Source organism: Streptomyces sp. NBC_01352, assembly GCF_036237295.1.
GTDB classification, from domain to species: domain Bacteria; phylum Actinomycetota; class Actinomycetes; order Streptomycetales; family Streptomycetaceae; genus Streptomyces; species Streptomyces plumbiresistens.
The window spans coordinates 10,753,228-10,776,258 of record NZ_CP108354.1; the positions used below are offsets into that span (position 1 = coordinate 10,753,228).

A 23,031-nucleotide genomic window follows, 5' to 3' on the forward strand; every position below is an offset into this window, starting at 1 on the left:
AGGCATTCTGCTTCCCGCCCGCCGCGTCGCCGAACACGCTGTCCCTCCGCCTCCTTGGCTGCGGTAAAGCTTCTGGGGCCGCATCCGGGGCGGCGGGACTTCAGGAGTCCAAGAGCTCCAGGAGTCCAAGAACTTCAGGAGTACAAGAGCTCCAGCAGTCCAAGAGCGATGAGTCTCGCCGTGGTTGCCGGTCTGTATTGCAGGGCGTCGCGGGTCCGGTCGCCCGAAGGGAGCATCAGCCCCAACACGCGATCAACCGCAATCGAGGAGAACACCATGACCGCTACCTACACCTTCGACGTCTTTTCCAGCCTCGACGGCTTCGGCGCCGCCGGCGGCAACTGGACCGGCTACTGGGGCAAACAAGGCCCCGAGCTCCTCGACCACCGCCTCGCCCTCTACGCCGAGGAGCAGCGGATGATCTTCGGAGCCAACACGTACCGGGCGTTCGCGCAGATGCTGGCCTCAAGCACCGAGGAGTCCGAGGTGCGTGACCCCTGGGTCACCCGGATGAGGAACCTGCCGACAACGGTGGTGTCGACCACACTGGAGGAACCCCTCGACTGGCCGGACGCGAACGTCGTGAGCGGCGATGCCGTCGACGTCGTCGCCCGGCTCAAGAAGGAGTCCGAGGTGCCGTTGCGCTCGCACGGCAGCCTGTCGATGAACCGGGCACTGATGGCCGCCGGGCTGGTCGACCGCGTCCAGGTGACGCTCTTCCCCGTGATCACCGGTCAGACCGGACTGGACCCGATCTTCCAGGGTGCGGCCGACTTCGACCTCGAACTGATCGAGCACCGGACGCTCGACGGCCACATCCAAGAACTCATCTACCGGCCCGCCCTCCATGTCTGAGTCATGCAGGACGAACCGGCGGCAGATGTGCCCGCGTGCGGCCGAACGCCGGGGGAAAACCCGTGGTGGCCCCACGGCCGGGCGTGTCACGCTGGGACGCCACCGAAGGGGTGTAGCTCAGCTGGCCAGAGCGCCGGTCTCCAAAACCGGATGCCGCAGGTTCGACTCCTGCCACCCCTGCTGTTGATCACGGTTCGCGCAGCGCACAGGAGCCATCGCGCCCCGTCGGGCGACCAGCTCCGGCCAGGGGCGCCGGGCGCCCGCCTGCTCGGAGTCCTCGGTGCTCAGGTCGGGCGATCGTTTCAGGGCACCGGCCGCGGGGTGGCGACCCCACCGCCTCGACGTCCTCCGCGTTGTCGAAGACGAGCAGCCAGTTGTCGTACGGTGCTCCGGTGCGCGGTGCCTCCGGTACGGCGCGGGCATGGCGGTGTTGGCGGCGGGGGCACCCACGCTGGCCTGTCCGGTCGGGACGACGCGGTGCGGACGACGCGCCAGCCGTTCGGGGACGTCTGCTCGTGCGTGCTGTGCCCGGACGGGCGACCAGCACCACGGATGTACGAAAGCCTGTTCTCCCCAGCGGGCACGGCGTGCCGTGCCGTCATCCGCAGACCTCCGGATTCACTCCAGCCGTGTGCCGACGCCGTCGGTGCGTGTCCGATCCGGACTGCGCAGGTGCAGCGCCGCATCCGGAGCGAGGGTGCGTGAGGGAGGGTCTGCCCGGCGCGCGGACTCGATCCAGGCAGAGGCTTCCCGAAGTGCGGCGCGGCTCGTAGGTGTTGTTCTCTGGTGGGGGCCGGTTTTGCCGTGTAGCGTCACTGCCAGCTGTCGTGGTTCGCAGGACCTGCCCGCGCTTTGGCGCGGGCGCTTTGCTGTGCGGTGCCGAACCAGGGCGATCACCTCCAGGACCGCGCGGTGCGGCTCCTGAACATTGACTGAGAGGCACGAGCATGGCCAGCGGAACCGTGAAGTGGTTCAACGCCGAAAAGGGCTTCGGCTTCATCGCCCAGGATGGCGGCGGACCGGACGTCTTCGCGCACTACTCCAACATCAACGCCTCCGGCTTCCGCGAGCTGCAGGAGGGCCAGGCAGTCACCTTCGACATCACCCAGGGCCAGAAGGGCCCGCAGGCGGAGAACATCACACCCGCCTGACCCGTGCCTCCCCAGGGCCGGAACAGGCCCTGGGGAACCGGCAAGGCTCCTGCAGGTCGCCGCGGCGTCGAGCACGGCGCGGCGACGGCAGACCCATCTCGCAGCGGAGCACGACCGACGGCGCACGCGAGCCGTCCGACCGGGGGACGGTCAACCCGCTCTCCAGGCTGCACGCGCTGACGATCATGTCGGCGGAGCAGCAGCCATGAACCAGTCCGCCAGGGGAACGCCGTGATCCTCAGGAGATCGTCGCACCCGAGTTGCCGAACGTCCTCCCCTTCGAGCCGAACATGGCGTACGTCCGCGAACTCCTCGGCACCCAGATGGACCTGACCACGCTCGGTACGGGCTGTGTGCGGGACGCGCACGAGCGGTTCGGGCGGTTGCAGGAGCAGGTCCCCGGTGGCGAGGAGCCGCCCAGCGAGCGGGTGATGACCCAGCACCGGGAGCTGTTCGGCCGCGAGTACCGCTCGCAGAGCGAGGGCGAGCATCCCTGACGCGGCGTCCAGGGAGAGGCGCTGACATGGCCGGGATCGCCGCGAGCGACGCCGACTTGGTGGCTCTGCTCATGCGCCAGCACGGCGACATCCGCAACCTGTTCGACGAGGTCGGGCAGACCACGGGCGACGAACGCCGTGACGCGCCTCCCGGCGTCTGGCACGGGCACCGAGTCCGCGGCCAAGAACATCACGCTCGGGCCGGTCGCCGCGCTGATCGACCGCACCCGGGACGCTGTACGCAACGCCATGGGCAAGACGGGTGAGGCGGCGTTCGTCGACGAGACCGCCGCCCGGCCTCGTGGGCCGGGATCCGCCTGGGCATCGGCGGGTTGGTGGAACGGCTGGTGTGGTGCCGGGCGCGACGGACGGCGAGAAACGGCAGGCGCAGCCTGCCCACCTGAGTGGACGGATGACGGCCGTACCAGGGGAGAAGGGGCGGCGAGTGCGAGTAACAGCGATACGCATGCGACTCCGTCCATGACAGGTGCGCTTGTCCCTTGCCGTGCTCGTCGGCGGAGGGCTCTACATGCTCGCGACGGCGCGGCTGCGCGGGCGTGGTGATGTCTGACCGCGAAGGCGGGACGGGTCCTTCTGACTGGGGCAGGTCGTGCAAGTTTGCTCGGTTGCCGTCCCAATTGGTGGCCGCGGCCCCCGACATCGGAGACCGGTGGGCGCTGTACCGGGCTCCGCTGCCCGCCGAGGTGCTCCGAAGGTGAGTGTCATTGGGGCTGGGGGGGGGCGGGGGCTTTTACGCAGCCAGCTGTGGCCGCGGTCCGTTGGGCCGGCTCGTGTACGACGGCTGCCGCATTCCTGTCGGGAGGGGCATGGCTGTGGTCCCTTGCTGAGTCAGTGGTTGTGTGGTCCGGCCGTGGCGGCCGGCGAAGACGTAGAGGCGCAGGATGATGAAGCGGCCTGTGCCGGCGAGGCCGGAGGCGGTGAGGTAGACGGTCTGCTCCGTCAGCGTGCCGGGGGAGGGCTGCACCGCATGCAGGACGTAGATGGCGACGCTGGTGGTCAGGTACGCGGCGGTTGCCGAGCCCGCGGACTGCCAGTGCTCTCGCCATCCGGCGCTGCGTCCTTTGGCGAAGGTGAAGCGGGCGTGGAGTTCGGTGCACAGCAGGGTGGAGGCGATGGTGATGGCCGCGTTCGATACCGCCCAGGGCATGGTCATGGCTAACAGCGGCACCGCGAAGCTGGAGAGGATCCCGACGCCACCTCCGAAGATCACAAACCGTAGGAAGGAGGCGATGGGGCCGGGAGAGGCCGAAGTCGCCGTCTCGGGCTTCGGTGCGAGGGGCGACTTCATGGCTGCGTCCTTCCGGAGAGAGAGGGTGCCTTTTAGAGGCTGCGGGCGGTGATGTCGCCGTAGGCGGTGGTGGCGTGGATGGTCAGGGCGGAGTCGGCGCCGTCGGTGTTCTTGAGGGCGTTGTGGATCCGGCCGTGGCTGGTGCCGGCGTCCAGGGAGGCGGAGACGCCGCGGGCGGCGCCGACCGTGATGTGGCCGGCCTCGGTGCGCAGGTCGACGGTGCCGTGCAGGGCCTCGGTGATGTGGATGTCGCCCTTCTGGATGCTGATCTCGGCGGGGCCGCCCAGGCGTCCGACCGAGATGTCGCCGGCCATGAGGACGAGGCGGGCGTCGGCGGTCTCGTCGAGCTTGACCGTGCCCTGGGCGCCTTCGAAGGTGACGTCGCCGAGCCGTCCGACGCCGCGGAGCTCGCCGTCGGCGGCCTTGGCCTCGACGCGGGAGCCGGCGGGCAGTTGGACGGTCACCTCGACGGCTCCGGAGGCGCCGAGGATGCGGTTCTTGGCGGGCGGGGCCTCGATCCGCAGGACGCCGTCGCCGTGGCTGTAGGTGACCGTGATCTGCTCGGCCGCCTTGGTGTCGCGGCTTTTGGAGGCGTCGGCGGGGAGGATCTCGACGGTGGTGTCGGTCCGGTCGGCGGCGATGAAGCGGATGTGTCCGGCGGGGATGTCGAGGAGGGCGGAGATGGGGGTGGGGGTGGCGAACTTCTGCATCGTGTTTTCCTTCGGCTCGTTGTTTCCGATGAAGGAAAAGCTACGTTGCATTCAAGGTCTAGGCAACAGACTCGTTGCGCGAAATCACCATCAGTGCAGATGAAGACAGAGAATTCATTGCAATGGCCTGGAGTCTAATGCAACAAACGTCACCCGGTTCGTTGCAATGAATCAGAAGTGAACGCTATAGGGGAAACGTCACGGCCCACGAAGGAGACCGCCATGCCGGCCTCACACGACGCACCCCCTGTGCGAGCGCCTGCGCGGTCGAGATCCCGCTTGCGGGCCGTGGTCGTGGAGATACGGCGATGCGGGCGGTCTCGAGGCTGAATCAGGACGGTGCGAGGTGGTGGCGGAGACCGGCTGTGAGCTGAGCGACTGCGTGGGTATAGAGACCGGTCTGCAGGTCCTCGGGGCTGTTGCGGCGGGTGCGGAAGTGCAGGGAGGAGAAGAACCGCTCGTACACCTCCCACGCGTCGCGGCGCGTCTGCAGGCTGTCCAGCGTCTCGTCGCAGGTGTCGGAGGCGTGCCGCAGATAGGTCTCCAGTAACCTGCGGATCCTCGTACGATCCAGCGGCAGGTACCACGGCGGAGTCGGTATGCAGCCACCGATGTAGGCCAGGTCCTTGGCCCGGTCGCCGATCTCGGCCCATTCCCAGTCCACGTAGCGTGGCGTGCCGGCGTCGTCGACCAGGATGTTGGGAACCACGAGGTCGCCGTGGATGAGGGTGAACCGCTCCAAGCGCCGGAAGGCGGGTTCCGCCGCCGCCATGAAGGCTTCCACGCGGGGGAGCAGTCGGCTGACCTCCGGGTCGTCGACCACGTGCGGGAATGTCTCGCTCCACCAGGTGAGGCTTGTGGTGAACAGGTGGGTCAGTGACAGATTCGTGCCTTGTTCCTCCGCCGGTGCGTCGACGTCACCGCACCGATCGAAGGTCCGGGCGTGAAGTCTGCTCAGCTGGCGGGCGTGAGCGGCCAGAAGGCCGTCGTTCCACTTTGCGGGGTGGAGAACCCGGCCGGAAACGTACCCGCACACCATGTAGGGAGATCCCAGAGGGTTGTCGCGTTTCTGTTCCAGCAGCACGGCTGAGGGGCCGATGCCATCCGGAATGAGGGGGAGGGCGGCGAACTCCTTGCTCATCGGCCGGGGCAGGTCCTCGGGAGCCCGGCGTGGGACCCGGATGACCAAGGGAGGACTTCCGTCGGCGTCGAGGCGCCAGGCCGTGTAGCTCTCTCCCTGTCCCAGTAACCGGACTCGGTTATTCCGTGGTGATGACGCTGGTGTCTGCTCGGGCAGACCCAAGGACGCGGGCTCAGTCTGCGCCAGGTACTCGATTCGAGTGGCCGTGTCGTGCGCGAACGGCTCGCGGCTCACTGCGTCGGCTTCCTCGTCACCCTCAGTTTCTCTCCCCAGGCCGTCCGGTGCGCTCGGACACCACGCCAGCGTAGGACCCAAGGCTACTTAGGACCGGGGACCATAAACAGACATCTCACGGAGCCGGACGTGAGGCTGCCTGCTGCTGGACGCCGAGCCCGGGCAAACTGAGGATCGTCCACATCCGCGCAGGCGGCCTCCAACTGCCCCAGCAGGGCGAGCATCTGTTTGCCGAGCGAGTCCTCGGCCGGCGGTGGCCGGTGGAACAGTCGGCGCGGAAGACCTCCCGCGGCTGGGAACGACGCGACGACATCCCCGAAGCTGTCCTCGGCCTCGCCGCCGCCTGATCAACCACCGACACCTCCAACGGCTTTGTTGGGGCCTCTCTGAGCAAGCAGCAGGGAAGCGGCGTCGACCTCCCCAGGCGCTACGCCGCTTCCCTGCAAGCAGGTGCCGACTACCCAAGGTCGTCTGTTCTAGGCCCGCCACCTCGTGAGTGTGCAGCCTCCGGAGGACGCGGTCAGGTACAGGCTCTGCTGGGGGGCGGGAGCGGAGCTCAGGAATGCCGCAGCGGGATGGCCGTGGAGTCCGCGTTCGTCTCCGGCGCCGGGATCGGGACCGTGATGGTCAGAACACCGTCCCGGTACTCCGCAGCCGCTGCGTCGTACTTCGCCCCGACCGGCAGCCGTTCGAAGGGGCCGTAGCGGAAGTGGACGGGGCGCCTCTCCGTGGTCTCGCGATGCTCGGCGTGCAGCGTCAGGATGCCGTTCGTGACGGTGATCTCAATGTCCTTGTCGGGGTCCATGCCTGGTAGCTCCGCGCGCAGCTCGTATGTCCCTTGCGTCAGGCGTTCTTCGACGTGGATGCCGTGCGTTGCCGAAGCCGCGTTCAGTGGGGGAATCCTGCCTCGTCCCAGTCGGGCAGGTCGGGCAGGTCGGGCACAGTGGGCGAGCCGGGGATCCGATTGATCATGCTGCTCATCTCTCGCTCCTCTTCCATCCCCCTTCCAGCATCATCCACCTGAACCTGTTCGGAATCGCCGGTGTTGGCGGCGACGTCACGCGGGGGACGGCGCTGTGGAACGCATACCGGCGACGTCGAGGCCGCGGTCGCCCGGGGAGCCGTACACGACACCTCCAGCCTGGAGGCGTTCTGCCGCGGGCGTGCACACCACCGGTCCGACGATGGCCGGGGCTGGCCGCGGGGCCGTACGCCGGGCCGCCAAGGGAGAGGCCCCCTTCAGCCGGGACACGCTCGACCGCCTCGTTGCGCAGGCTCTCCGTTCCCATTGCGCCTCCGACACCCCTACGGACACCCCGGTGCCGGCCATCACCCCGCGCGAGCGAGAGGTACTCGGCCTGGGCGCGGGAACGCCGAGGTGCCGCAGCACCTCCACGGGGTCGGTGATCCGCCGCACCGAGAGACGGAGTACTAATCATCCGCCGGGCCCGTTCATCGGGTACCGCGGGGCAGCACGAGCCCGCTGTCGTATGCCAGGATCACGGCCTGCACCCTGTCCCGGAGCTGGTACTTCTCCAGAATGTGGGCAATGTGTGTCTTGACCGTGGTTTCTCCCACGCCCAGTTCGCGTGCGATCTCCGCGTTGGACAGCCCGCGGGTGAGGGCGCGCAGGACGTCGAGTTCGCGGCCGGTGAGGGCGTCGAGGCGGGACGGGACGGCCGGGGTCGTGGGCGCGGCGAGATGGGCGAAGCGGTCCAACAGGCGGTGGGTGACGCGGGGAGAGAGGACGGCGTCGCCGGCGGCGACGGTGCGGATGGCGTCCACGAGGGAGTCGGCGGGACCGTCCTTGACCAGGAAGCCGCTGGCTCCGGCACGCAGGGCGTCCACGACGTGTGCGTCCAGGTCGAAGGTGGTCAGGATGACGACGCGGCTCGGTGATCCCGTCTGCACGATGAGCCGGGTGGCCTCCACACCGTCCATGTGCGGCATGCGGATGTCCATCAGGACGACGTCGGGCCGCAGGGCTTGGGCGCTCGCGACGGCGGAAACGCCGTCCGGTGCCTCGCCGACGACCATGATGTCCGGTTCGGCTTCGAGGATGAGCCGGAATCCAGTCCGGATCATGGGCTGGTCATCGACCAGCAGGACGCGGATGGCCTGCATGCGGGCAGTGCCCTTCCTGGTGTGAGTCGGGTGTGGGGAGGGGGATGACGGCGTGGACGCAGTAACCGCCGCCGGGGCGGGGGCCGGTGTGCAGGGAGCCGCCCACGGCGCCGATGCGCTCTCGCATGCCGACCAGTCCATGGCCCGAGCCCTTGGGCAGGGCGGGCGGACGCGGAGTCCCGTCGCCGGGCCGTGGACCGTCGTCGCAGAGCCGGACGGTGAGGCGGTGACGCTCCGGTTCCCAGGCGACGCTGAGGTCGGTGCGGGTGCGGCCGGCGTGCTTGAGCGTGTTGGTGAGGGCCTCCTGTACGACGCGGTAGACGGTGAGGTGTGAACCGGCCGGCAGCTCGGCGGGGGTTCCCGTGGTCTCGAAGTCGACGGCGAGGCCTGCGGCGCGCACCGAGTCCACCAGCTCCGGGATGGCCTCGACGGTGGGCTGTGGCGGCTCCTTGTTGGGATCGGTCTCGGCCTCCTCGTCCGTACGCAGGAGGTCGAGGAGCCGGCGCAGTTCGGTGACGGCTGCCCGCCCGGTCTCCTCGATGGTGCCGTGCAGTTCGTGCGCCTTCTGGCTGTCGCGGTCCTGGACCCGGTCGGCGGCGATGGTCTGGACGACCATCAGGCTGACGTTGTGCGCGACGATGTCGTGCAGTTCGCGGGCGATCCGGGCGCGCTCCTCCATGACGGCGGCGCGCGCGTTGGCGACCTGCTCGCGTTCGAGCGCGGCGGCCCGTTCCACGGCCTGGTTCCGGATGGCGTCGCGCGCTCGGTGGAGCCGGCCGAGGGCCCACGCGGCGACCAGAATCATCGCCTCGGTCAGCAGCGTGGCGATCCGGTGGCCGGGCGAGGCGAGCGCCGCTTCGGTGACGGCCGCCGCCGGGATGAGCACGGTCACCACCAGGGTCGCGGTCCTCGGCGTGCCCCGCACGGCGGTGAGGAACACGGCCGTGGCCACGCCCAGGTAGCTCGGCCCGATGGAGGTGCCGTCGGGACTGGAGAGCTGCGGGACGTAGTGGAGCCCCTGGAGGACGCTCGCTGCCGCCGCCATCACGAGCAGAGCGGGCAACGGAAAGAGACGGTGGACGGCCAGTGGCAGCACGGACAGCAGGGCGAACACGAAGAACCGCGCGTCGTGGGTGCGCAGTTCGGGTCCGCCGGGCGGCATCGCCTCGGCCACGGCCATCAGTCCGGCGGCGAGCAGCAGGGCCAGACCCGCGTCGGTGACGGCCGGGGGTATGCGGCGCCCCGCGAACGAATCCAGCGTCATGGACCCCACGTTAGACGGATCGCCAGGTGCGTCGATCTGTCCTCGGGCTGAGACAGGGGTGGCCGTCTCCTTCGTGAAGGCATCCTCCGCAGGGAGGAGGAGGCCGCAGCGCGCGGCAGGTCAGGGGCGCCCCCTGCTCCTTCGTACGGCGGAGACCACACGGAGGCTCGCCCGGGCGACGGACGCACGAGTTCGACTGTGCGGCCGAGGCTACGACCCGCTGTCGCCGATGCACTTGAGGGAGCACGGAATCCGAATCCGATAACGGAATGCCGTACGAGGCGTCGAAGCGTCGAGGCGTCGAGGTGTTGAGGAGCCGTCGAGGTGCCGAGGAGTCGAGGAGTCATGGTGCGGTCGTGGGGCCAACAACCGGACGTGTCCGCCGCCAAAGGCCGGTACGCGGTGCAACTGACGGGCGTGACCAAGCAGTTCGGCGAGGGCCCGACGGCCGTCCTGGCGCTCGACACGGTCAGCCTGGGCATCGAGCCCGGCACGTTCACGGCGGTGATGGGCCCCTCGGGCTCGGGCAAGAGCACGTTCCTGCACTGTGCGGCCGGCCTCGACAGGCCCACCTCGGGGGAGGTCCGCCTCGGCGGCCAGGACCTGGCGGCACTCAGAGAGCGACGGCTGACGGAGTTGCGGCGCACCCGCATCGGTTTCGTCTTCCAGGCCTTCAACCTCCTCCCCTCCCTCACCGTGGAGCAGAACATCACGCTGCCCCTGCGGCTGGCCGGCAAGGAGGCCGACGCGGCCTGGTTCCACCACATCATGACCACGGTCGGCCTGGGCGACTGCCTCGCGCGCTTTCCCACGCAGCTCTCCGGTGGTCAGCAGCAACGGGTGGCGATCGCGCGCGGCCTCGTCACCCGCCCCCAGGTGATTTTCGCCGACGAGCCCACCGGAGCACTCGACCCTGAGACCGCCCGGGACATCCTGGGCCTGCTGCGGCAGGCGGTCACCGATCTGCACCAGACGGTGGTCATGGTCACGCACGACCCGGTGGCCGCCGCACACACCGACCACGCTGTCTTCCTGAGCACCGGTCGCATCGTCGACGAAATGGGCGCACCGAGCGCGGACCGTGTCGCGGAAGTCCTCTCCGGCCTGCGGAGGACCGCCTGATGCTGAGCCTCGCCCTGCTGACGCTGAAGGCCCGCAAGGGCGGTTTCACCGGTACGTTCGTCGCGTTGCTGCTGGGTGCCGCCGTCCTCAGCGCCTGCGGCATGCTCCTGGAATCGGGCATACGGGCCGGGTCGTCCCCCGAGCGATACGCGGCGGCCGACGCGGTCGTCGCAGGCCGGCAGGAAGTGGAACTGACCCTGAAGGACCTGGACGGATCGACCCTCAAGGAGGCGCAGCCGCTGCCGGAACGCGTACCGCTGGCAGTCTCGGTGGCTGACCGGATCACCGGCGTCGACGGCGTCAGGTCGGTGATCGCGGACATAGGCGCATCGGTGCGCCTGGTGACCAGGGACGGGCAGCCGGTCGCCGGGCGGCACGGTCAGGCACCGGAGGCGCACAACTGGTCGGGCCTGCCTCTCGGCGACTTCCGACTGACCGCCGGCCACGCACCGCGCCCGCCTGGGGAGATCGCCCTGGACACCGAGATCGCCGGACGGGCGGGCATCCGCCCCGGGGACGAGGTCCGCCTCATGACCACGTCCGTGCCCCGTACCTTCGAGGTCGCCGGACTCGTCACGCTGAAGGACGGCCGGGCGCCCCGCCGGTCGGTCGCGTTCATGTCCGAGCCGGCCCTGCGCCAACTGGCGCCCGCACCCTCCGTATACGCCTTCGGCGTCCTTGCCGCCCCCGGCACATCACCCGAGCGACTGGCCGACGGCATCAAGGCGGCGCTCGACGACGACACGCTCGCCGTGCACACGGGGGAGGGGCGCGGACGGGTGGAGTTCCTCGACATCACCGTCAGCGGGTCGAACCTCGTGGTGCTGGCGGCCGCGGTCGGCGGCAACGTCATGCTCATCGCCGTCTTCGTGCTGTTCGCCACGACATCGCTGTCCATCCGGCACCGCCGCCGCGAGATCGCCCTGCTACGCGCGATCGGCACCACACCCGGTCAGATCCGGCGCATGGTCGCCGCGGAGGCCGCCGTCACAGGCCTGGTCGCCGGGGCGCTGGGCTGTCCGGTCGGGCTGGCCCTGGTGTACTGGCTGCGCGACCGGTTCGCCGGACACGGCATTGTGCCGCCCGACTTCGGGCTCGCCATCAGCCCGTTGCCCTTCCTCGCGGCGGTGCTCGTGACCGAGCTGACCGCGCTGGTCGCGGTACTGTCCGCCTCCGGGCGCGCGACCCGGATACGGCCGACGGAGGCGCTCGGAGAAGCCGCGCTGGAGGCCCCCGGTCTCGGCCGCGGACGCAAGGTCGCCGGCGGTGTGCTCCTTGTCCTGGCCGCGGGCATCTTCGCCGCCGGCCTCGCGCAGAACGCCGACTTCTTCACCCTTGTCGGGCTCGCCAACTCCCTCGTACTCCTCCTCGTGATCGCCGTCGCAGTGCTCGGCCCGCTGGTCTCCCGCGCCGCCGTACGCCTGCTCGGCCCGCTGGTGAACAGGACCGGCGTCACGGGGTTCCTGGCGGCGGCCAACACGCAGGCCAACGCGGGCAGACTGGCCGGTGCCATCACACCGCTCGTGCTCGCCGTCGCCTTCGCGTCGACCGTGGTCTTCACTCAGACCACCGGCCTGAGGGAGTCGGCCGACCAACTGCGGTCCGGCCTTGTCGCCGACCACGTCCTCACGGCGCCGTCCGGGGTGTCACCCGAACTGGCCGACAAGGTGAGGGCCATGAAGCAGGTGCGGTCCGCCACCGGAATCGTGAAATCCAAGGTCGTTGCTGTGGGCAGGCTGCTGGGCGCAGAGGCGTCCGTCTCGCTCAGCGCGCAGGGCGTGGACCCTCGCGCCCTCGGTACCGCACTCGATCTACGGTCGCGCGCAGGGGACTTGACCACGTTGTCGGACACCAGCGTGGCGATCAGCACCACCACCGCGTCCTGGCTCGGCCTCGGAGTCGGCGACACGGCCAGGCTGTACCTGGGCGACGGCACCCCGTTCCGGGGACAGGTCGTCGCCATCTACGAACGCGGCTTCGGGTTCGCCGACGTCACCCTGGAGCACGACCTGCTGCTCGCCCACACCACGCGAAAGGTCGACGCGTCCGTACTCGTACGCTCCGACCCCAAGGCATCAGTCATCCCCGAGGTGCTCTCCGACGTGGCGGCGGACTACCCGGGCACCGTGCTCCGGGACGGGCTCGCCGTCGACGACCAGCTGACGGAGCAGCAGGCGAACGCCTGGGTCAACTACCTCGTCGTGGGGCTGATCATCGGGTACACGGCGATCACTGTCGTCAATACGCTGGCGATGAGCACGGGCGCACGACGGCGGGAGTTCGCGCTCCTGCGGCTGTCCGGGACGGCCCGTCGTCAAGTCGTGGGCATGATGCGCCGGGAGACCGTCATCGTGATCGTGGCCGGGGTGGGAATCGGGACGTTGCTGTCCGCGTTCCCGCTGATCCTCGTGTCCCTGGCACTGAGCGACTCGCCGTGGCCGGCCGTGTCCGGTCTCGGCTGTCTGGCGATCGCGGGGGCGACGGCGGTGCTGGCGGCGGCGGGCATGATGGTGCCGACGCGGGTGCTGCTGAGGATCCGGCCGGTCGAGGCGATCGGCGGGCAGGAGTAGAAGGGGTGCGCTGCTTCCACGTCCAGTCCTCGGTTGGCGGCGACCGCCAGTGAGGCGTCAAACCGCCGCAAGAACGGTGCCGCGAGGCCGGTTGTGCTTCACCCCAGGTGTGTTGGCACCCGGCGGTGGCACAGCGCCGTCGGTCCGGGCGCAGGCCGCCCACCACGCCAGCAGCTCGGCCTCGAAGTCCCGAGCCTCGCTAGTCTCCTCATTTCGGCAGACGCATGCGAAGGCTGGCCACGTTCTTGCGACATCACGTGGCACCACGTGGCACCACATGACGCCGGGTGACACCATATGGCGCCATCCGGTGCCGCCTGGTGCCATGTGACGCGTCCAAAAGCGCATGAGCATGCATGGAGCCACAATCGCTCAGGTCGCCTTCTCTGAGCTTCCGCAGATCAGCATGGGCGGCACCAACCAGCCGAAAGCCAACCAGCCGAAAACCAACCAGCCGAAAACCAACCAGCCGAAAACCAACCAGCCCAAGGAGGGCGTCCGATGAGCGCCCTGTCTCTCGCCGTGCGGGACTCGTCCACGATGCTGCGCCGTAATCTGCTGCACGCGCGCCGATACCCGTCCATGACGCTGAATCTGTTGCTCACGCCGATCATGCTGCTGTTGCTCTTCGTCTACGTCTTCGGGGGCGTGATGAGTGCGGGCATCGGGGGCGGCGGTGCCGACCGTTCGGACTACATCGCCTATCTCGTCCCGGGCCTGCTGCTGATGACCATCGGCAGCACCGTGATCGGGGCCGCGATCTCCGTCTCCATGGACATGGCGGAGGGGCTGATCGCGCGTTTTCGCACGATGGCGGTCTACCGCGGGTCCGTGCTGGTCGGGCACGTCGTGGGCAGCGCGCTGCAGGTGCTCGCCAGTCTGGTGGTCCTCGTCGGTGCCATCGCGGTGGCCATCGGATTTCGGTCCACGGGCGCCACCGTCCTGGAGTGGCTGGCGGCGTTCGGACTGATCGCACTGTTCACCCTGGCGCTCACCTGGATCGCGGTCGGGATGGGGATGGCCGGCCCGAATCCCGAGGCGGCCGGCAACATGGCAACGCCGCTGATCCTCCTCCCGCTCATCTCGTCCGCCTTCGTCCCCATCGACGCGATCCCGGGCTGGTTCCAGCCGATCGCCGAGTACCAGCCCTTCACGCCCGCCATCGAGACCCTGCGCGGCCTGCTGCTCGGCACCGGGATCGGCCACAACGGGTGGCTCGCCCTGGCCTGGTGTATCGGCCTGACCGCACTCGGCTCCCGCTGGTCGACCTCGCTGTTCAACCGCGACCCGAACGAAGGCTCTGTCTGTCGGATCAGGTAGGGACCGAGGTCACCGCCGCACGTACAGCCCTCACAGTGGGCGGCTGGGCGGTCCTGTACGCCCCGCTCACGCTCCCTTGGCCTGCCGCCGCCCTGCTCACTGCGGCCGCCGACACCTGCGCCCAGCTCGTCAGTTCCACTGGACGGCAAATGGCAAAGGCAAGGAGAACTCTCTCCTTGCCACTCTCAACGTATAGCGCGCTGGGGGGCTTGCCGCAAGACCCGGGTCACGCCGGAGAATCGTCGGCCGATGCCCCAACCTGCGGAGATGGGAGCACGACGTGCGTGTGTTGTTGACGACGCATGGGGACGCGGTGACGTCGAACCAGTGGAGGGACCGCCAGGTGCGATTGCTGGCTCAGAGGCAAGGCAACCGGGGATGAGGACGTGCTCGACAAGAGGTTCGACAGAGTTGGAGGAGCCGGTGATTCGATCGGCCACCGCGGTGCAACGGAGCACGGCTGCCTCGGAGGTGTCGCAGTGATCGAGCCGTACGTGTTGGGTCTTCAAGAGGTTGACGAGACGAAGGTCGCCGTCGTTGGCGGCAAGGGCGCGCACTTGGGCAGGCTGTCGCGGATCGAAGGCATCCGCGTGCCGGGTGGCTTTTGCGTGACGACGGAGGCCTTCCGGCGGATCATGGCTGAAGGGCCGTCGATCGATGATCGGCTCGATCAGCTGTCGCGCCTGGACCCGGACGACCGGGAGGCGATCCGCACGCTCAGCGCGCAGATTCGCCGGACCATCGAAGGGATTGCTATCCCGGGCGATGTCGCGGCGGCGATCGCCCGCGCGCTCGACCAGGTCGGCGAGCAAGCCGCCTACGCAGTCCGATCCAGTGCGACGGCCGAGGACATGCCGACGGCTTCCTTCGCCGGCCAGCACGACACGTATCTGAACGTCGTGGGGCCGACGGCGATTCTCCAGCACGTCAGCCGGTGCTGGGCCTCGCTGTTCACCGAGCGGGCCGTGACCTACCGCCAGCGCAACGGCATCGACCACCGTACGGTCCACATGGCCGTGGTCGTGCAGCAGATGGTGTTCCCGCATGCGGCCGGCATCCTGTTCACGGCCGACCCCGCCACGGGCAACCGGAAGGTCGCCACCGTGGACGCCGGCTTCGGCCTCGGCGAGGCCCTGGTCTCCGGCCTGGTGAATCCGGACGTCTTCAAGGTGCGAGACGGCGAAGTCGTCGCCAAGGCGATCGCCGCCAAACAGCGTGCCGTCCAGGCCCTGCCGGCCGGCGGTACGCAGGAAGTGGCGGTCGACTCGCAGCGGCAGGAGCAGCCGGCGCTGACAGATGCGCAGGTCGTGCGGCTCGTGCAGCTCGGGCGGCGGATCGAAGCGCACTTCGGTCGCCCGCAGGACATCGAATGGTGCCTGGTCGACGATGGCTTCCAGATCGTTCAGAGCCGGCCGATCACGACGCTGTTCCCCATCCCCGAGACCGGCGACCAGGAGAATCACGTCTACGTCTCCGTCGGTCATGGGCAGATGATGACCGACCCCATGAAGCCCCTGGGGCTCTCCGTGTGGCCGCTGACGGCCATGGTGCCGATGCACGAGGCCGGCGGGAGGCTGTTCGTCGACGTCACCCGGCGCCTGGCCTCCCCCGCGAGCCGCGCCGGCCTCCTGGACGTCATGGGGAGAGGCGATCCGCTGATCAGGGACGCTCTGGAGACCGTCCTCGACCGCGAGGATTTCGTCCCGTCGTTCCCGGACACGGGTCCCGGCGGGCCGCCGGCCGGCGGTGCGTCCGCCCCGATCGAGACCGATCCGGCCATCGTCACCGAGCTGATCGAGCGCAGCCAGGCGTCCATCGCCGCCCTGGAGCGCGACATCCGGACGAAGACCGGACCGGCGCTGTTCGACTTCCTGTTGGAGGCCTTCGAGGAGCACAAGCGGGTCCTCGGTGACCCGCTGAACCTGCAGGCGATCATGGCGGGGATGGAGGCCACGTGGTGGCTCAACGACAAGCTGCTGGAGTGGCTGGGCGAGAAGAACGCGGCTGACACGCTCACCCTGTCCGCCCCCGGCAACGTCACCTCCGAGATGGGACTGGCGCTGCTCGACGTCGCGGATGTGATCCGCCCACATGCGGAGGTGGTGGCGTTCCTGCAGGTCGTCGAGGAGGAGGGCTTCCTGGACGAGCTGGCGAAGCTCGCGGGCGGGACCGAAGCGCGCGACGCCATCGAGACCTACCTCGACCGGTACGGCATGCGCTGCGTCGGCGAGATCGACATCACGAGGCCACGTTGGCGCGAGCGCCCCACCACGCTCGTGCCCGTGATCCTCGACAACGTCAGGAACTTCGAGCCGGGTGCCGCCCAGCGGCGTTTCGAGCAAGGGCGGCAGAAGGCGCGGAAGAAGGAACAGGACGTGCTGTCACGCTTGCGGGCTCTGCCGGACGGGGAGCACAAGGCCGACGAGACCAAGCGGATGATCGACCGGGTCCGAACCTTCATCGGGTACCGGGAGTACCCGAAGTACGCCATCGTCTGCCGCTACTTCGTCTACAAGCAGGCCCTGCTGGAGGAGGCCGAGCGCCTTGTGCAGGCCAACGTGCTTCCTGAGAAGGAGGACATCTTCTACCTCACCTTCCAAGAACTCCACGACGTCGTGCGCTCGAACCAGGTAGATGACCAGCTCATCCAGCAGCGCAAGGACGCGTTCCGGGCGTATCACGCGCTCACACCACCCCGGGTGCTCACCTCGGACGGTGAGGCCGTCACCGGGGCGTACCGGCGCGAAGACGTCCCGGCCGGCGCCCTGATCGGCCTGCCGGTTTCCGCCGGGACCATCGAGGGACGGGCCCGCGTCATCCTTGACATGGCGGAGGCCGAACTCGAAGCGGGCGACATCCTGGTCACGACCTCCACGGACCCCAGCTGGTCGCCGCTGTTCGTCGGAATTGCGGGCCTGGTTACGGAAGTTGGCGGTCTGATGACCCATGGCGCAGTGATCGCCCGGGAGTACGGCTTGCCGGCCGTCGTGGGCGTGGAGCACGCCTCGCGGCTGATCCGGGACGGGCAGCGGATCCGCGTGCACGGAACCGAGGGGTACGTCGAGATCCTGTCTTGACCGACCACACCGACCACACCGAGCAGCCCGATCCGTAGCTTCCGGCCAAACAACGCCAAGCGGTTGATGACCACCCCCACGACCGCCGCCCACAACGCGCACACGACCCAACTGTTTCGAGGGGACCCTCCGCCTCTGGCTCCTCCTCAGCGGGCACCGTCGGCTGGGTCGCCCTGGCGAGCAGCAGGCGTCCGCGCGCCCCGGGCCGGATCGGGCTGCGCCGCCTCATCCTGAGGTCGCCGTGGCGCATCGTTGCCACACCGCACTCTTCACCCAAGTGCCTTCACTGCTCCGTCTTCCGGCCCGGGGCGCGGTTTTCCGGCCGGGGCACGCGCGTTCCGGAGGTACAGGAATCACAAAGGTTGGGCAGAGTGATTGACGCGCTCATGGCGGGACTCTACCTTCTGACCGACTTACCGAACTCTGTTCGGTATATCGACCGGAACTGTCAGTTTCTCCGACTGATCGTCACCTGAGGGCACCGCACACCCCTTGGAGCGCGCATGACTCCCCGCCCCGCCCCCTCCCGCCGTCACTTCCTCGGCATGGCCACCGCCACGCCTCTGGCCGTGACCGGCGCCCTGACCCTCGGTGCCGGCACCGCGTACGCCGCCGACTCGGCGTACGTGATGTGCTACTTCACCGAGTCGACCAGCCTTGGCGAGGGGACCGACTACGGCCTCCATCTCGCCGTCAGCAAGGACTCGCTGAACTGGACGCCGCTCAACCAGAACAACCCGGTGGTCACCCCCACCGCCGGCGCGCTGGGCCTGCGCGACCCGTTCATCCTGCGCAAGCAGGACGGCACCTTCGTGGTCCTCGCCACCGACCTCAAGGGCACCGACTGGAGCTACGTCAGCCAGTACATCCATGTGTGGGACTCGGCCGACCTGCGTACCTTCACCGGCTACCGGCGGCTGAAGCTGCACGACATGAACACGCACTGCTGGGCGCCCGAGGCGTTCTGGGACGCGGGCCGCGGCCAGTACGCGATCATCTACTCCGCCGTCAACAGCAGTGGCCACAACGTCATCATGGTCAACTACACGACCGACTTCCTCACCGCCTCCGCTCCCCAGGTCTTCTTCGACCCGGGCTACGACGTGATCGACGGCGACATGGCCGTCGGCGTCAACGGCGTCAACTACATGTACTTCAAGAAGAACCAGACGCTCGTCGGGACGCGATCCACCTCCCTCGACCCGGGCAGCTTCAAGGAGTTCACCACGGGCGTCGCCCACGGCGGCACCGAGGCCCCGACCCTCGTCAAGTCCCTGACGTCCAGCACCTGGTACCTGTGGGGCGACACCTACACCCCCAACGGCGTCTTCTACGCCTGGCAGTCCACCGACCTCGCCTCGGGCACCTGGACCGCCCTCGACCAGAAGACCTACACCCAGCCCCTGAACTCCAAGCACTGCGGCATCACGACCATCACCACGGCTCAGTACGACAACCTCATCACCAAGTGGGGCGCGCCGGCCTGGAACCGCCTGAAGTCCTACAACCTCCCGGCCCGTTACATCCGCCACTCCAACTACATCGGCCGCATCGACGAGTACCCCATCGACCCGCCCTCCGACTCCCAGTGGAAGCTCGTCCCCGGTCTCGCCGACCCCGCCGGCGTCTCGTTCCAGTCGGTCAAGTTCCCGACGAGGTACCTGCGCCACTACAACTACCAGCTCCAGCTCGACGTCAGCGACGGCACGTCGACGTTCTCGGCGGACGCGACCTTCTACCGCACGGCGGGCCTGGCGGACGCGAGTTGGGCGTCGTTCCGCTCGTACAACTACCCGACCCGGTACATCCGCCACTCGAACTACGTGCTGCGCATCGACCCGATCTCCACGACCACGGAGCGGCAGGACGCCACTTTCCGCGTCGGATACTGACGAGGGAGGACACCCGTATGGCGCACGGTTCCGTACGAAGGTAAGCCAGACGTGTCACCCTGCGGGTCGTCGCCCTCGCCCTCGGTCTGGCAGGCCTGACGGCGGTAGCCGGCCACGAGTCGTCGGCACCGCTGTCCGCCGAGCCGACCGGGGGAGAGGGGGGAGCACCACGCAGGCAGCCGTCACCCCGCCGCCGATGGCCTGGACGTCCTGGAACAGCTTCGCCCGCAGCATCGGCTACGACGTCATCAAGCAGCAGACGGACGCCCTGGTCTCCTCCCGCATACCAGCAGCGGGCCACCAGTACGTCGACCTCGACGACGGCTGGTGGCAGGGCGTCCGCAACGCCGACGGCTGGGATCACGCCCGGCCGAACATCGGAATGCCGATCTCCCGGACCTCAGTCAGGTCGCGGATCAGTCCGTCGGCGACGAAGACCGCGACGCCGCGGCGCTACGCGGTGGATGGCTGCGTGCAGCATGAGGCTGTCGCCGGGAGGGCACCGTACCGTGATGGGCGGGGCGTACGCGTCCACAGTCATGGTGCCCTCCGGTCGGCGGCATCGTAGAAACCCACTGGCTGATTCTCAGTACGCGGGCGTGCGCCCGGCCAGCAGTCCGGGGCTGATGAGTCCGCTCTCGTAGGCGATCGTGACCAGGTGGGCGCGGGAGGAAGCGCCGAGCTTTCGCAGGATCCGGTTCACGTGGGACTTGACCGTGAGGGGGCTGATGCCGAGGAGCTGTGCCAGCGTCTTGTTGTCCGGCTGGGTGGCAATCATGGCGAGGATCTGGCGCTCCCTCGTGGAGAGTTGGTCCAGCGCGGGACTCGGCGAAGTGGCGGAGATCTTCGTCGTGGCGGACGGCGAGGAGATGACCGTTCCTCCCTGGCTTATCAGGGCGAGTGCCGTCACGAAGGGGTCGGCCTCGATGCGTGGGCCGAGAATGCCGGTGACTCCGACCTGCAGGAGTGAACTGATCTCCTCGGAGGGCGTGTCGCCGATGACGGCGAGCGCGGTATGGGCGGCGGCGCGGCGCAGGCACAGCAGCGTGGTGGTCCATGGGGAGAGGGCCAGGGCCAGGGCGTCGATGAGGAGAATGTCGGGTCGCAGAGAAGGGAGTTGCGCCAGAGCGTGGGTGAGGTCGGGGCTCTGGGCCTGGACGGTCAGGAGGGCGGAGTCCTCGATGATGCGTGCGTAGGCGTCGCGCGTGAGAGCGGGGCCGCCCGTCAGGAGTACCCGGTGCATCGTTCGTCCCTTGGGTCGCCATGGGTGTGGGGATTTGGTCGGCTGTGGCGCCGCTCAGGTGGGCGGGCTCGCGACGAGGTCGACGCCGCCCGCGAGCCCGCCCGGTGGGCTCAACGGCTCAGGAGACAGGCTGTGGTTCCTTCTGGTCCGTCGCCGGAGTCTTCTGGAGGCTGGTTCCTTCGATGTCGAGGTCGGGCAGGATCCTGTTCAGCCAGGCCGGCAGCCACCAGGCGCCCCGGCCGGCGAGGGCGAGCACCGCGGGTACGAGTGTCATACGGACGGCGAAGGCATCGACGGCCACGCCGACGGCCAGGGCGAACGCGATGGGTTTGATCAGGGGGTCGTCCAGGGGGAAGAACCCGGCGAAGACGGTGAACATGATCAGCGCGGCCGCGGTGACGACCCGTACGCTGTGGCGTGCGCCGTCGATGACCGACTGGCGGGCCCGGCGGGTATGTGCCCATTCCTCGCGCATACCGGACACGAGGAACACCTCGTAGTCCATGGCCAGTCCGAAGAGCACGCCGATCAGGATGATGGGCAGGAAGCTGACGACGGGGCCGCTGTGCGGCACATCAAGGGTGTCGGCCAGCCAGCCCCACTGGAAGACGGCGACGACCAGGCCGAGCGAGGCGCCTACCGAGAGCAGGAAGCCGATGGCGGCCTTGACGGGGATCACCAGCGATCGGAAGACGATCATCAGCAGGAGCAGACTGAGGCCGACGACGATGGTGACGAAGGGCAGCAGGGAGTCGCTGAGCCGGTTGGAGACGTCGATGTTGACGGCGGTGGTGCCGGTGAGTGCGACGGAGGCGCCGGTGCTCTCACGGATGTCGGGCGCGGCCTTGCGGATGTCACGGACAAGCCGGCCGGTACGGACGCTGTCCGGGCCGGAGGCGGGGAGGACGGTAATGACGCTCTGTCCCGGGTCGCTGGTGGGCTGGGGCGGCAGGACGGCCTTGACGTTCTTGAGGGTCCGCAGCTTCTGGGCCACCTGTGCGCCGGCCTGCGCACTCGCGGAAGCCGTGCCGTTCTTGGTCTCGGCCAGTACGAGGAGCGGGCCGTTAAAGCCGGGACCGAACGTGTCGCTGATCGTGTCGTAGGCCTTGCGCTCGGAGGAGGTGTGCGGAGCCGAGCCGTTGTCGGGCAGAGCCAGGCGCATTTCCGTGGCGGGCAGGGCGAGGGTCAACAGAGTGCCCGCCGCGGCGAGCACCGTCAGAAGCGGCTTGGCGATGACCCACTTGGTCCAGCGAGTGCCCATCGTGGTGCGGCCGGTGGAGCCCTCGGCGTCGGCGGCCCGCCGGGCGGCGCGGCTGCCGGGCTTGGGGGTGAGCCGGGAGCCGGCGAATCCCGCGACGGCGGGGACGAGGGTGATCGCGGCCAGTACGGCGATGAGTACGGCTCCGGCGGCCCCAAGACCCATCGTGGTGAGGAACGGGATGCCGATGACGCTCAGCGCGGCGAGCGCGATGATCACGGTGATGCCCGCGAAGACCACGGCACTTCCGGCGGTGCCGGTGGCCAGCGCGATGGATTCCTTGGGGTCGGTTCCGCGGGCCAGTTGCTGTCGGTGGCGGGAGAGGATGAACAGGACGTAGTCGATGCCGACGGCCAGGCCCAGCATGAGGGCGAGCGTGACGGCAGTGGAGGAGATGCTGACCGCCGGCGCGAGAGCGAGCAGCCCGGCCAGACCGACCGCCACACCGATCAGTGCGGGCATCAGCGCCATGCCGGCGGCCAGCAACGAACCGAAGGTGACGACGAGGACGAGCAGAGCAACGGCCACGCCGATGATCTCCGACGGGCCGACGTGGACGCCTTTGCTGCTGTACACGGACCCGCCCACCGACGTCTTCAGCCCGCCCTTCTCTGCCGCTTTGGCTGCGTCCTCGATCGCGTCCACCGATGAGGCACGGACCTGCGCGCTCTGCACGCGGTACTGGACCTGGACGATCGCCGTGGTCCGGTCGGCCGAGACGGCGCCGGAGGCGCGGGGGTCGACGACCTCGCTGACCTGGGGAGCCTTCTTGGCCTCCGTCACGGTCCGGGCGATGGTCGCGGCGTAGGGGGCTTCGGTGACCTGGTGGCCCTTGGGGGCGGTGAAGACGATCTCGGCGCCTGCGCCCGATCCTTCCGGGAGGGTCTTGCTCAGGCTGTCCAGTGCACGCTGCGACTCGGTGCCGGGCACTGCGAAGCGGTCGTCGAGCTTGCCACTGAAGATGCTGACGCACGTGATGAGCGCGGCCAGGACGAAGAGCCATATGCCCAGGACGAGCTTTCGCTGCTGGTAGGCCTTGTGGCCCAGCCGGTGGAGCAGGACGGCCATGACGAACTCCCTAGGACAGTGGGGTCCCGCCCGCTCGAACGCGGACTTGGGCGGGAAGTGGAGGTGACACCTGTCGGACTCCGGCCACGTGACGGGTCCAGCCGACGGCCGCCTCGTTCGATAGGGCGACTTTATCACCTGCTCAAGTCGAACGACCGAGTCGGACGCCTGTCGCATGCGCCGCTCTCGCCAAAAG

18 protein-coding genes and 1 tRNA gene are annotated in these 23,031 nt (G+C 68.9%); 11 read left to right on the forward strand and 8 right to left on the reverse strand.

What is annotated here, in order from left to right; all coding sequences use genetic code 11:
- Positions 1-276 precede the first annotated feature (276 nt).
- From OG252_RS49375 to OG252_RS49390, 4 genes are all read left to right on the forward strand, one after another.
- Complete coding sequence (locus tag OG252_RS49375; protein ID WP_329344702.1) at positions 277-855, forward strand: dihydrofolate reductase family protein; 579 nt, start codon at positions 277-279, stop codon at positions 853-855.
- Positions 856-961: 106 nt separating this feature from the next.
- A tRNA-Trp gene (locus tag OG252_RS49380) sits at positions 962-1,035 on the forward strand.
- A 767-nt stretch (positions 1,036-1,802) separates the two neighbouring features.
- Complete coding sequence (locus tag OG252_RS49385) at positions 1,803-2,006, forward strand: cold-shock protein (RefSeq protein ID WP_037751662.1); 204 nt, start codon at positions 1,803-1,805, stop codon at positions 2,004-2,006.
- 260 nt (positions 2,007-2,266) lie between these two features.
- A complete protein-coding gene (locus OG252_RS49390) occupies positions 2,267-2,503 on the forward strand; it encodes a hypothetical protein (RefSeq protein ID WP_266446807.1) in 237 nt (78 codons plus the stop codon).
- Between the two features lie 751 nt (positions 2,504-3,254).
- On the opposite strand, the gene OG252_RS49395 is transcribed toward OG252_RS49390, so the two are convergent.
- From OG252_RS49395 to OG252_RS49420, 6 genes are all read right to left on the reverse strand, one after another.
- Entirely contained in the window at positions 3,255-3,812 is a 558-nt protein-coding gene (locus OG252_RS49395) for a GtrA family protein (protein WP_329344706.1), read from the reverse strand.
- A gap of 32 nt (positions 3,813-3,844) precedes the next feature.
- Positions 3,845-4,522 (reverse strand): DUF4097 family beta strand repeat-containing protein, encoded by a 678-nt coding sequence (locus tag OG252_RS49400; protein WP_329344708.1) that lies wholly within the window; start codon positions 4,520-4,522, stop codon positions 3,845-3,847.
- Between the two features lie 331 nt (positions 4,523-4,853).
- On the reverse strand, positions 4,854-5,897 hold the full coding sequence (locus tag OG252_RS49405; protein WP_329344710.1) for a phosphotransferase family protein: 1,044 nt from the start codon (positions 5,895-5,897) through the stop codon (positions 4,854-4,856).
- 556 nt (positions 5,898-6,453) lie between these two features.
- On the reverse strand, positions 6,454-6,702 hold the full coding sequence (locus OG252_RS49410) for an Hsp20/alpha crystallin family protein (RefSeq protein WP_266446816.1): 249 nt from the start codon (positions 6,700-6,702) through the stop codon (positions 6,454-6,456).
- A gap of 647 nt (positions 6,703-7,349) precedes the next feature.
- The gene (locus tag OG252_RS49415; protein ID WP_266446818.1) at positions 7,350-8,021 is read right to left on the reverse strand and encodes a response regulator; all 672 of its coding nucleotides are present in this window, start codon (positions 8,019-8,021) and stop codon (positions 7,350-7,352) included.
- Positions 7,990-9,285 carry a sensor histidine kinase gene (locus tag OG252_RS49420; protein ID WP_329344712.1) on the reverse strand — a complete coding sequence of 432 codons (1,296 nt, stop codon included), beginning with the start codon at positions 9,283-9,285 and terminating at the stop codon, positions 7,990-7,992. Before OG252_RS49420 ends, OG252_RS49415 begins: the two co-directional genes overlap by 32 nt.
- Before the next feature lie 345 nt (positions 9,286-9,630).
- On the opposite strand from OG252_RS49420, the gene OG252_RS49425 reads away from it, so the two are divergent.
- The 7 genes from OG252_RS49425 (at position 9,631) to OG252_RS52530 (ending at position 19,834) form a co-directional block, all read left to right on the forward strand.
- Positions 9,631-10,407, forward strand: a complete 777-nt coding sequence (locus tag OG252_RS49425) for an ABC transporter ATP-binding protein (protein WP_266446824.1) — start codon at positions 9,631-9,633, stop codon at positions 10,405-10,407.
- Positions 10,407-12,977 carry an ABC transporter permease gene (locus OG252_RS49430; RefSeq protein ID WP_329344715.1) on the forward strand — a complete coding sequence of 857 codons (2,571 nt, stop codon included), beginning with the start codon at positions 10,407-10,409 and terminating at the stop codon, positions 12,975-12,977. Before OG252_RS49425 ends, OG252_RS49430 begins: the two co-directional genes overlap by 1 nt.
- A 346-nt stretch (positions 12,978-13,323) precedes the next feature.
- Positions 13,324-13,482, forward strand: a complete 159-nt coding sequence (locus OG252_RS49435) for a hypothetical protein (protein WP_329344717.1) — start codon at positions 13,324-13,326, stop codon at positions 13,480-13,482.
- The gene (locus OG252_RS49440; RefSeq protein ID WP_329344720.1) at positions 13,479-14,297 is read left to right on the forward strand and encodes an ABC transporter permease; all 819 of its coding nucleotides are present in this window, start codon (positions 13,479-13,481) and stop codon (positions 14,295-14,297) included. The genes OG252_RS49435 and OG252_RS49440 overlap by 4 nt, the downstream gene beginning before the upstream one ends.
- Positions 14,298-14,776: 479 nt before the next feature.
- The gene (gene rph, locus OG252_RS49445) at positions 14,777-17,374 is read left to right on the forward strand and encodes a rifamycin-inactivating phosphotransferase (RefSeq protein ID WP_329344723.1); all 2,598 of its coding nucleotides are present in this window, start codon (positions 14,777-14,779) and stop codon (positions 17,372-17,374) included.
- A gap of 503 nt (positions 17,375-17,877) precedes the next feature.
- Positions 17,878-19,266, forward strand: a complete 1,389-nt coding sequence (locus OG252_RS49450; protein WP_329344724.1) for a glycoside hydrolase family 43 protein — start codon at positions 17,878-17,880, stop codon at positions 19,264-19,266.
- 196 nt (positions 19,267-19,462) lie between these two features.
- On the forward strand, positions 19,463-19,834 hold the full coding sequence (locus OG252_RS52530) for a hypothetical protein (RefSeq protein ID WP_443068470.1): 372 nt from the start codon (positions 19,463-19,465) through the stop codon (positions 19,832-19,834).
- An 18-nt stretch (positions 19,835-19,852) separates the two neighbouring features.
- Here OG252_RS52530 and OG252_RS49460 read toward each other — a convergent pair whose 3' ends face one another.
- Positions 19,853-20,509: a helix-turn-helix transcriptional regulator gene (locus OG252_RS49460; RefSeq protein ID WP_266446984.1), complete on the reverse strand. Its 657-nt coding sequence runs from the start codon at positions 20,507-20,509 to the stop codon at positions 19,853-19,855.
- A gap of 118 nt (positions 20,510-20,627) precedes the next feature.
- Positions 20,628-22,835: an MMPL family transporter gene (locus OG252_RS49465; RefSeq protein ID WP_329344727.1), complete on the reverse strand. Its 2,208-nt coding sequence runs from the start codon at positions 22,833-22,835 to the stop codon at positions 20,628-20,630.
- Between the last annotated feature and the right edge of the window lie 196 nt (positions 22,836-23,031).

Bases quoted from the DNA above. Each gene is read 5' to 3' on its own strand.
- OG252_RS49375 (WP_329344702.1), top strand. From the start codon at position 277: ATGACCGCTACCTACACCTTCGACGTCTTTTCCAGCCTCGACGGCTTC.
- OG252_RS49385 (WP_037751662.1), top strand. From the start codon at position 1,803: ATGGCCAGCGGAACCGTGAAGTGGTTCAACGCCGAAAAGGGCTTCGGC.
- OG252_RS49395 (WP_329344706.1), bottom strand. From the start codon at position 3,812: ATGAAGTCGCCCCTCGCACCGAAGCCCGAGACGGCGACTTCGGCCTCT.
- OG252_RS49400 (WP_329344708.1), bottom strand. From the start codon at position 4,522: ATGCAGAAGTTCGCCACCCCCACCCCCATCTCCGCCCTCCTCGACATC.
- OG252_RS49410 (WP_266446816.1), bottom strand. From the start codon at position 6,702: ATGGACCCCGACAAGGACATTGAGATCACCGTCACGAACGGCATCCTG.
- OG252_RS49415 (WP_266446818.1), bottom strand. From the start codon at position 8,021: ATGCAGGCCATCCGCGTCCTGCTGGTCGATGACCAGCCCATGATCCGG.
- OG252_RS49420 (WP_329344712.1), bottom strand. From the start codon at position 9,285: ATGACGCTGGATTCGTTCGCGGGGCGCCGCATACCCCCGGCCGTCACC.
- OG252_RS49425 (WP_266446824.1), top strand. From the start codon at position 9,631: ATGGTGCGGTCGTGGGGCCAACAACCGGACGTGTCCGCCGCCAAAGGC.
- OG252_RS49430 (WP_329344715.1), top strand. From the start codon at position 10,407: ATGCTGAGCCTCGCCCTGCTGACGCTGAAGGCCCGCAAGGGCGGTTTC.
- OG252_RS49435 (WP_329344717.1), top strand. From the start codon at position 13,324: ATGAGCATGCATGGAGCCACAATCGCTCAGGTCGCCTTCTCTGAGCTT.
- OG252_RS49440 (WP_329344720.1), top strand. From the start codon at position 13,479: ATGAGCGCCCTGTCTCTCGCCGTGCGGGACTCGTCCACGATGCTGCGC.
- OG252_RS49450 (WP_329344724.1), top strand. From the start codon at position 17,878: ATGACTCCCCGCCCCGCCCCCTCCCGCCGTCACTTCCTCGGCATGGCC.
- OG252_RS52530 (WP_443068470.1), top strand. From the start codon at position 19,463: ATGGCCTGGACGTCCTGGAACAGCTTCGCCCGCAGCATCGGCTACGAC.
- OG252_RS49460 (WP_266446984.1), bottom strand. From the start codon at position 20,509: ATGCACCGGGTACTCCTGACGGGCGGCCCCGCTCTCACGCGCGACGCC.
- OG252_RS49465 (WP_329344727.1), bottom strand. From the start codon at position 22,835: ATGGCCGTCCTGCTCCACCGGCTGGGCCACAAGGCCTACCAGCAGCGA.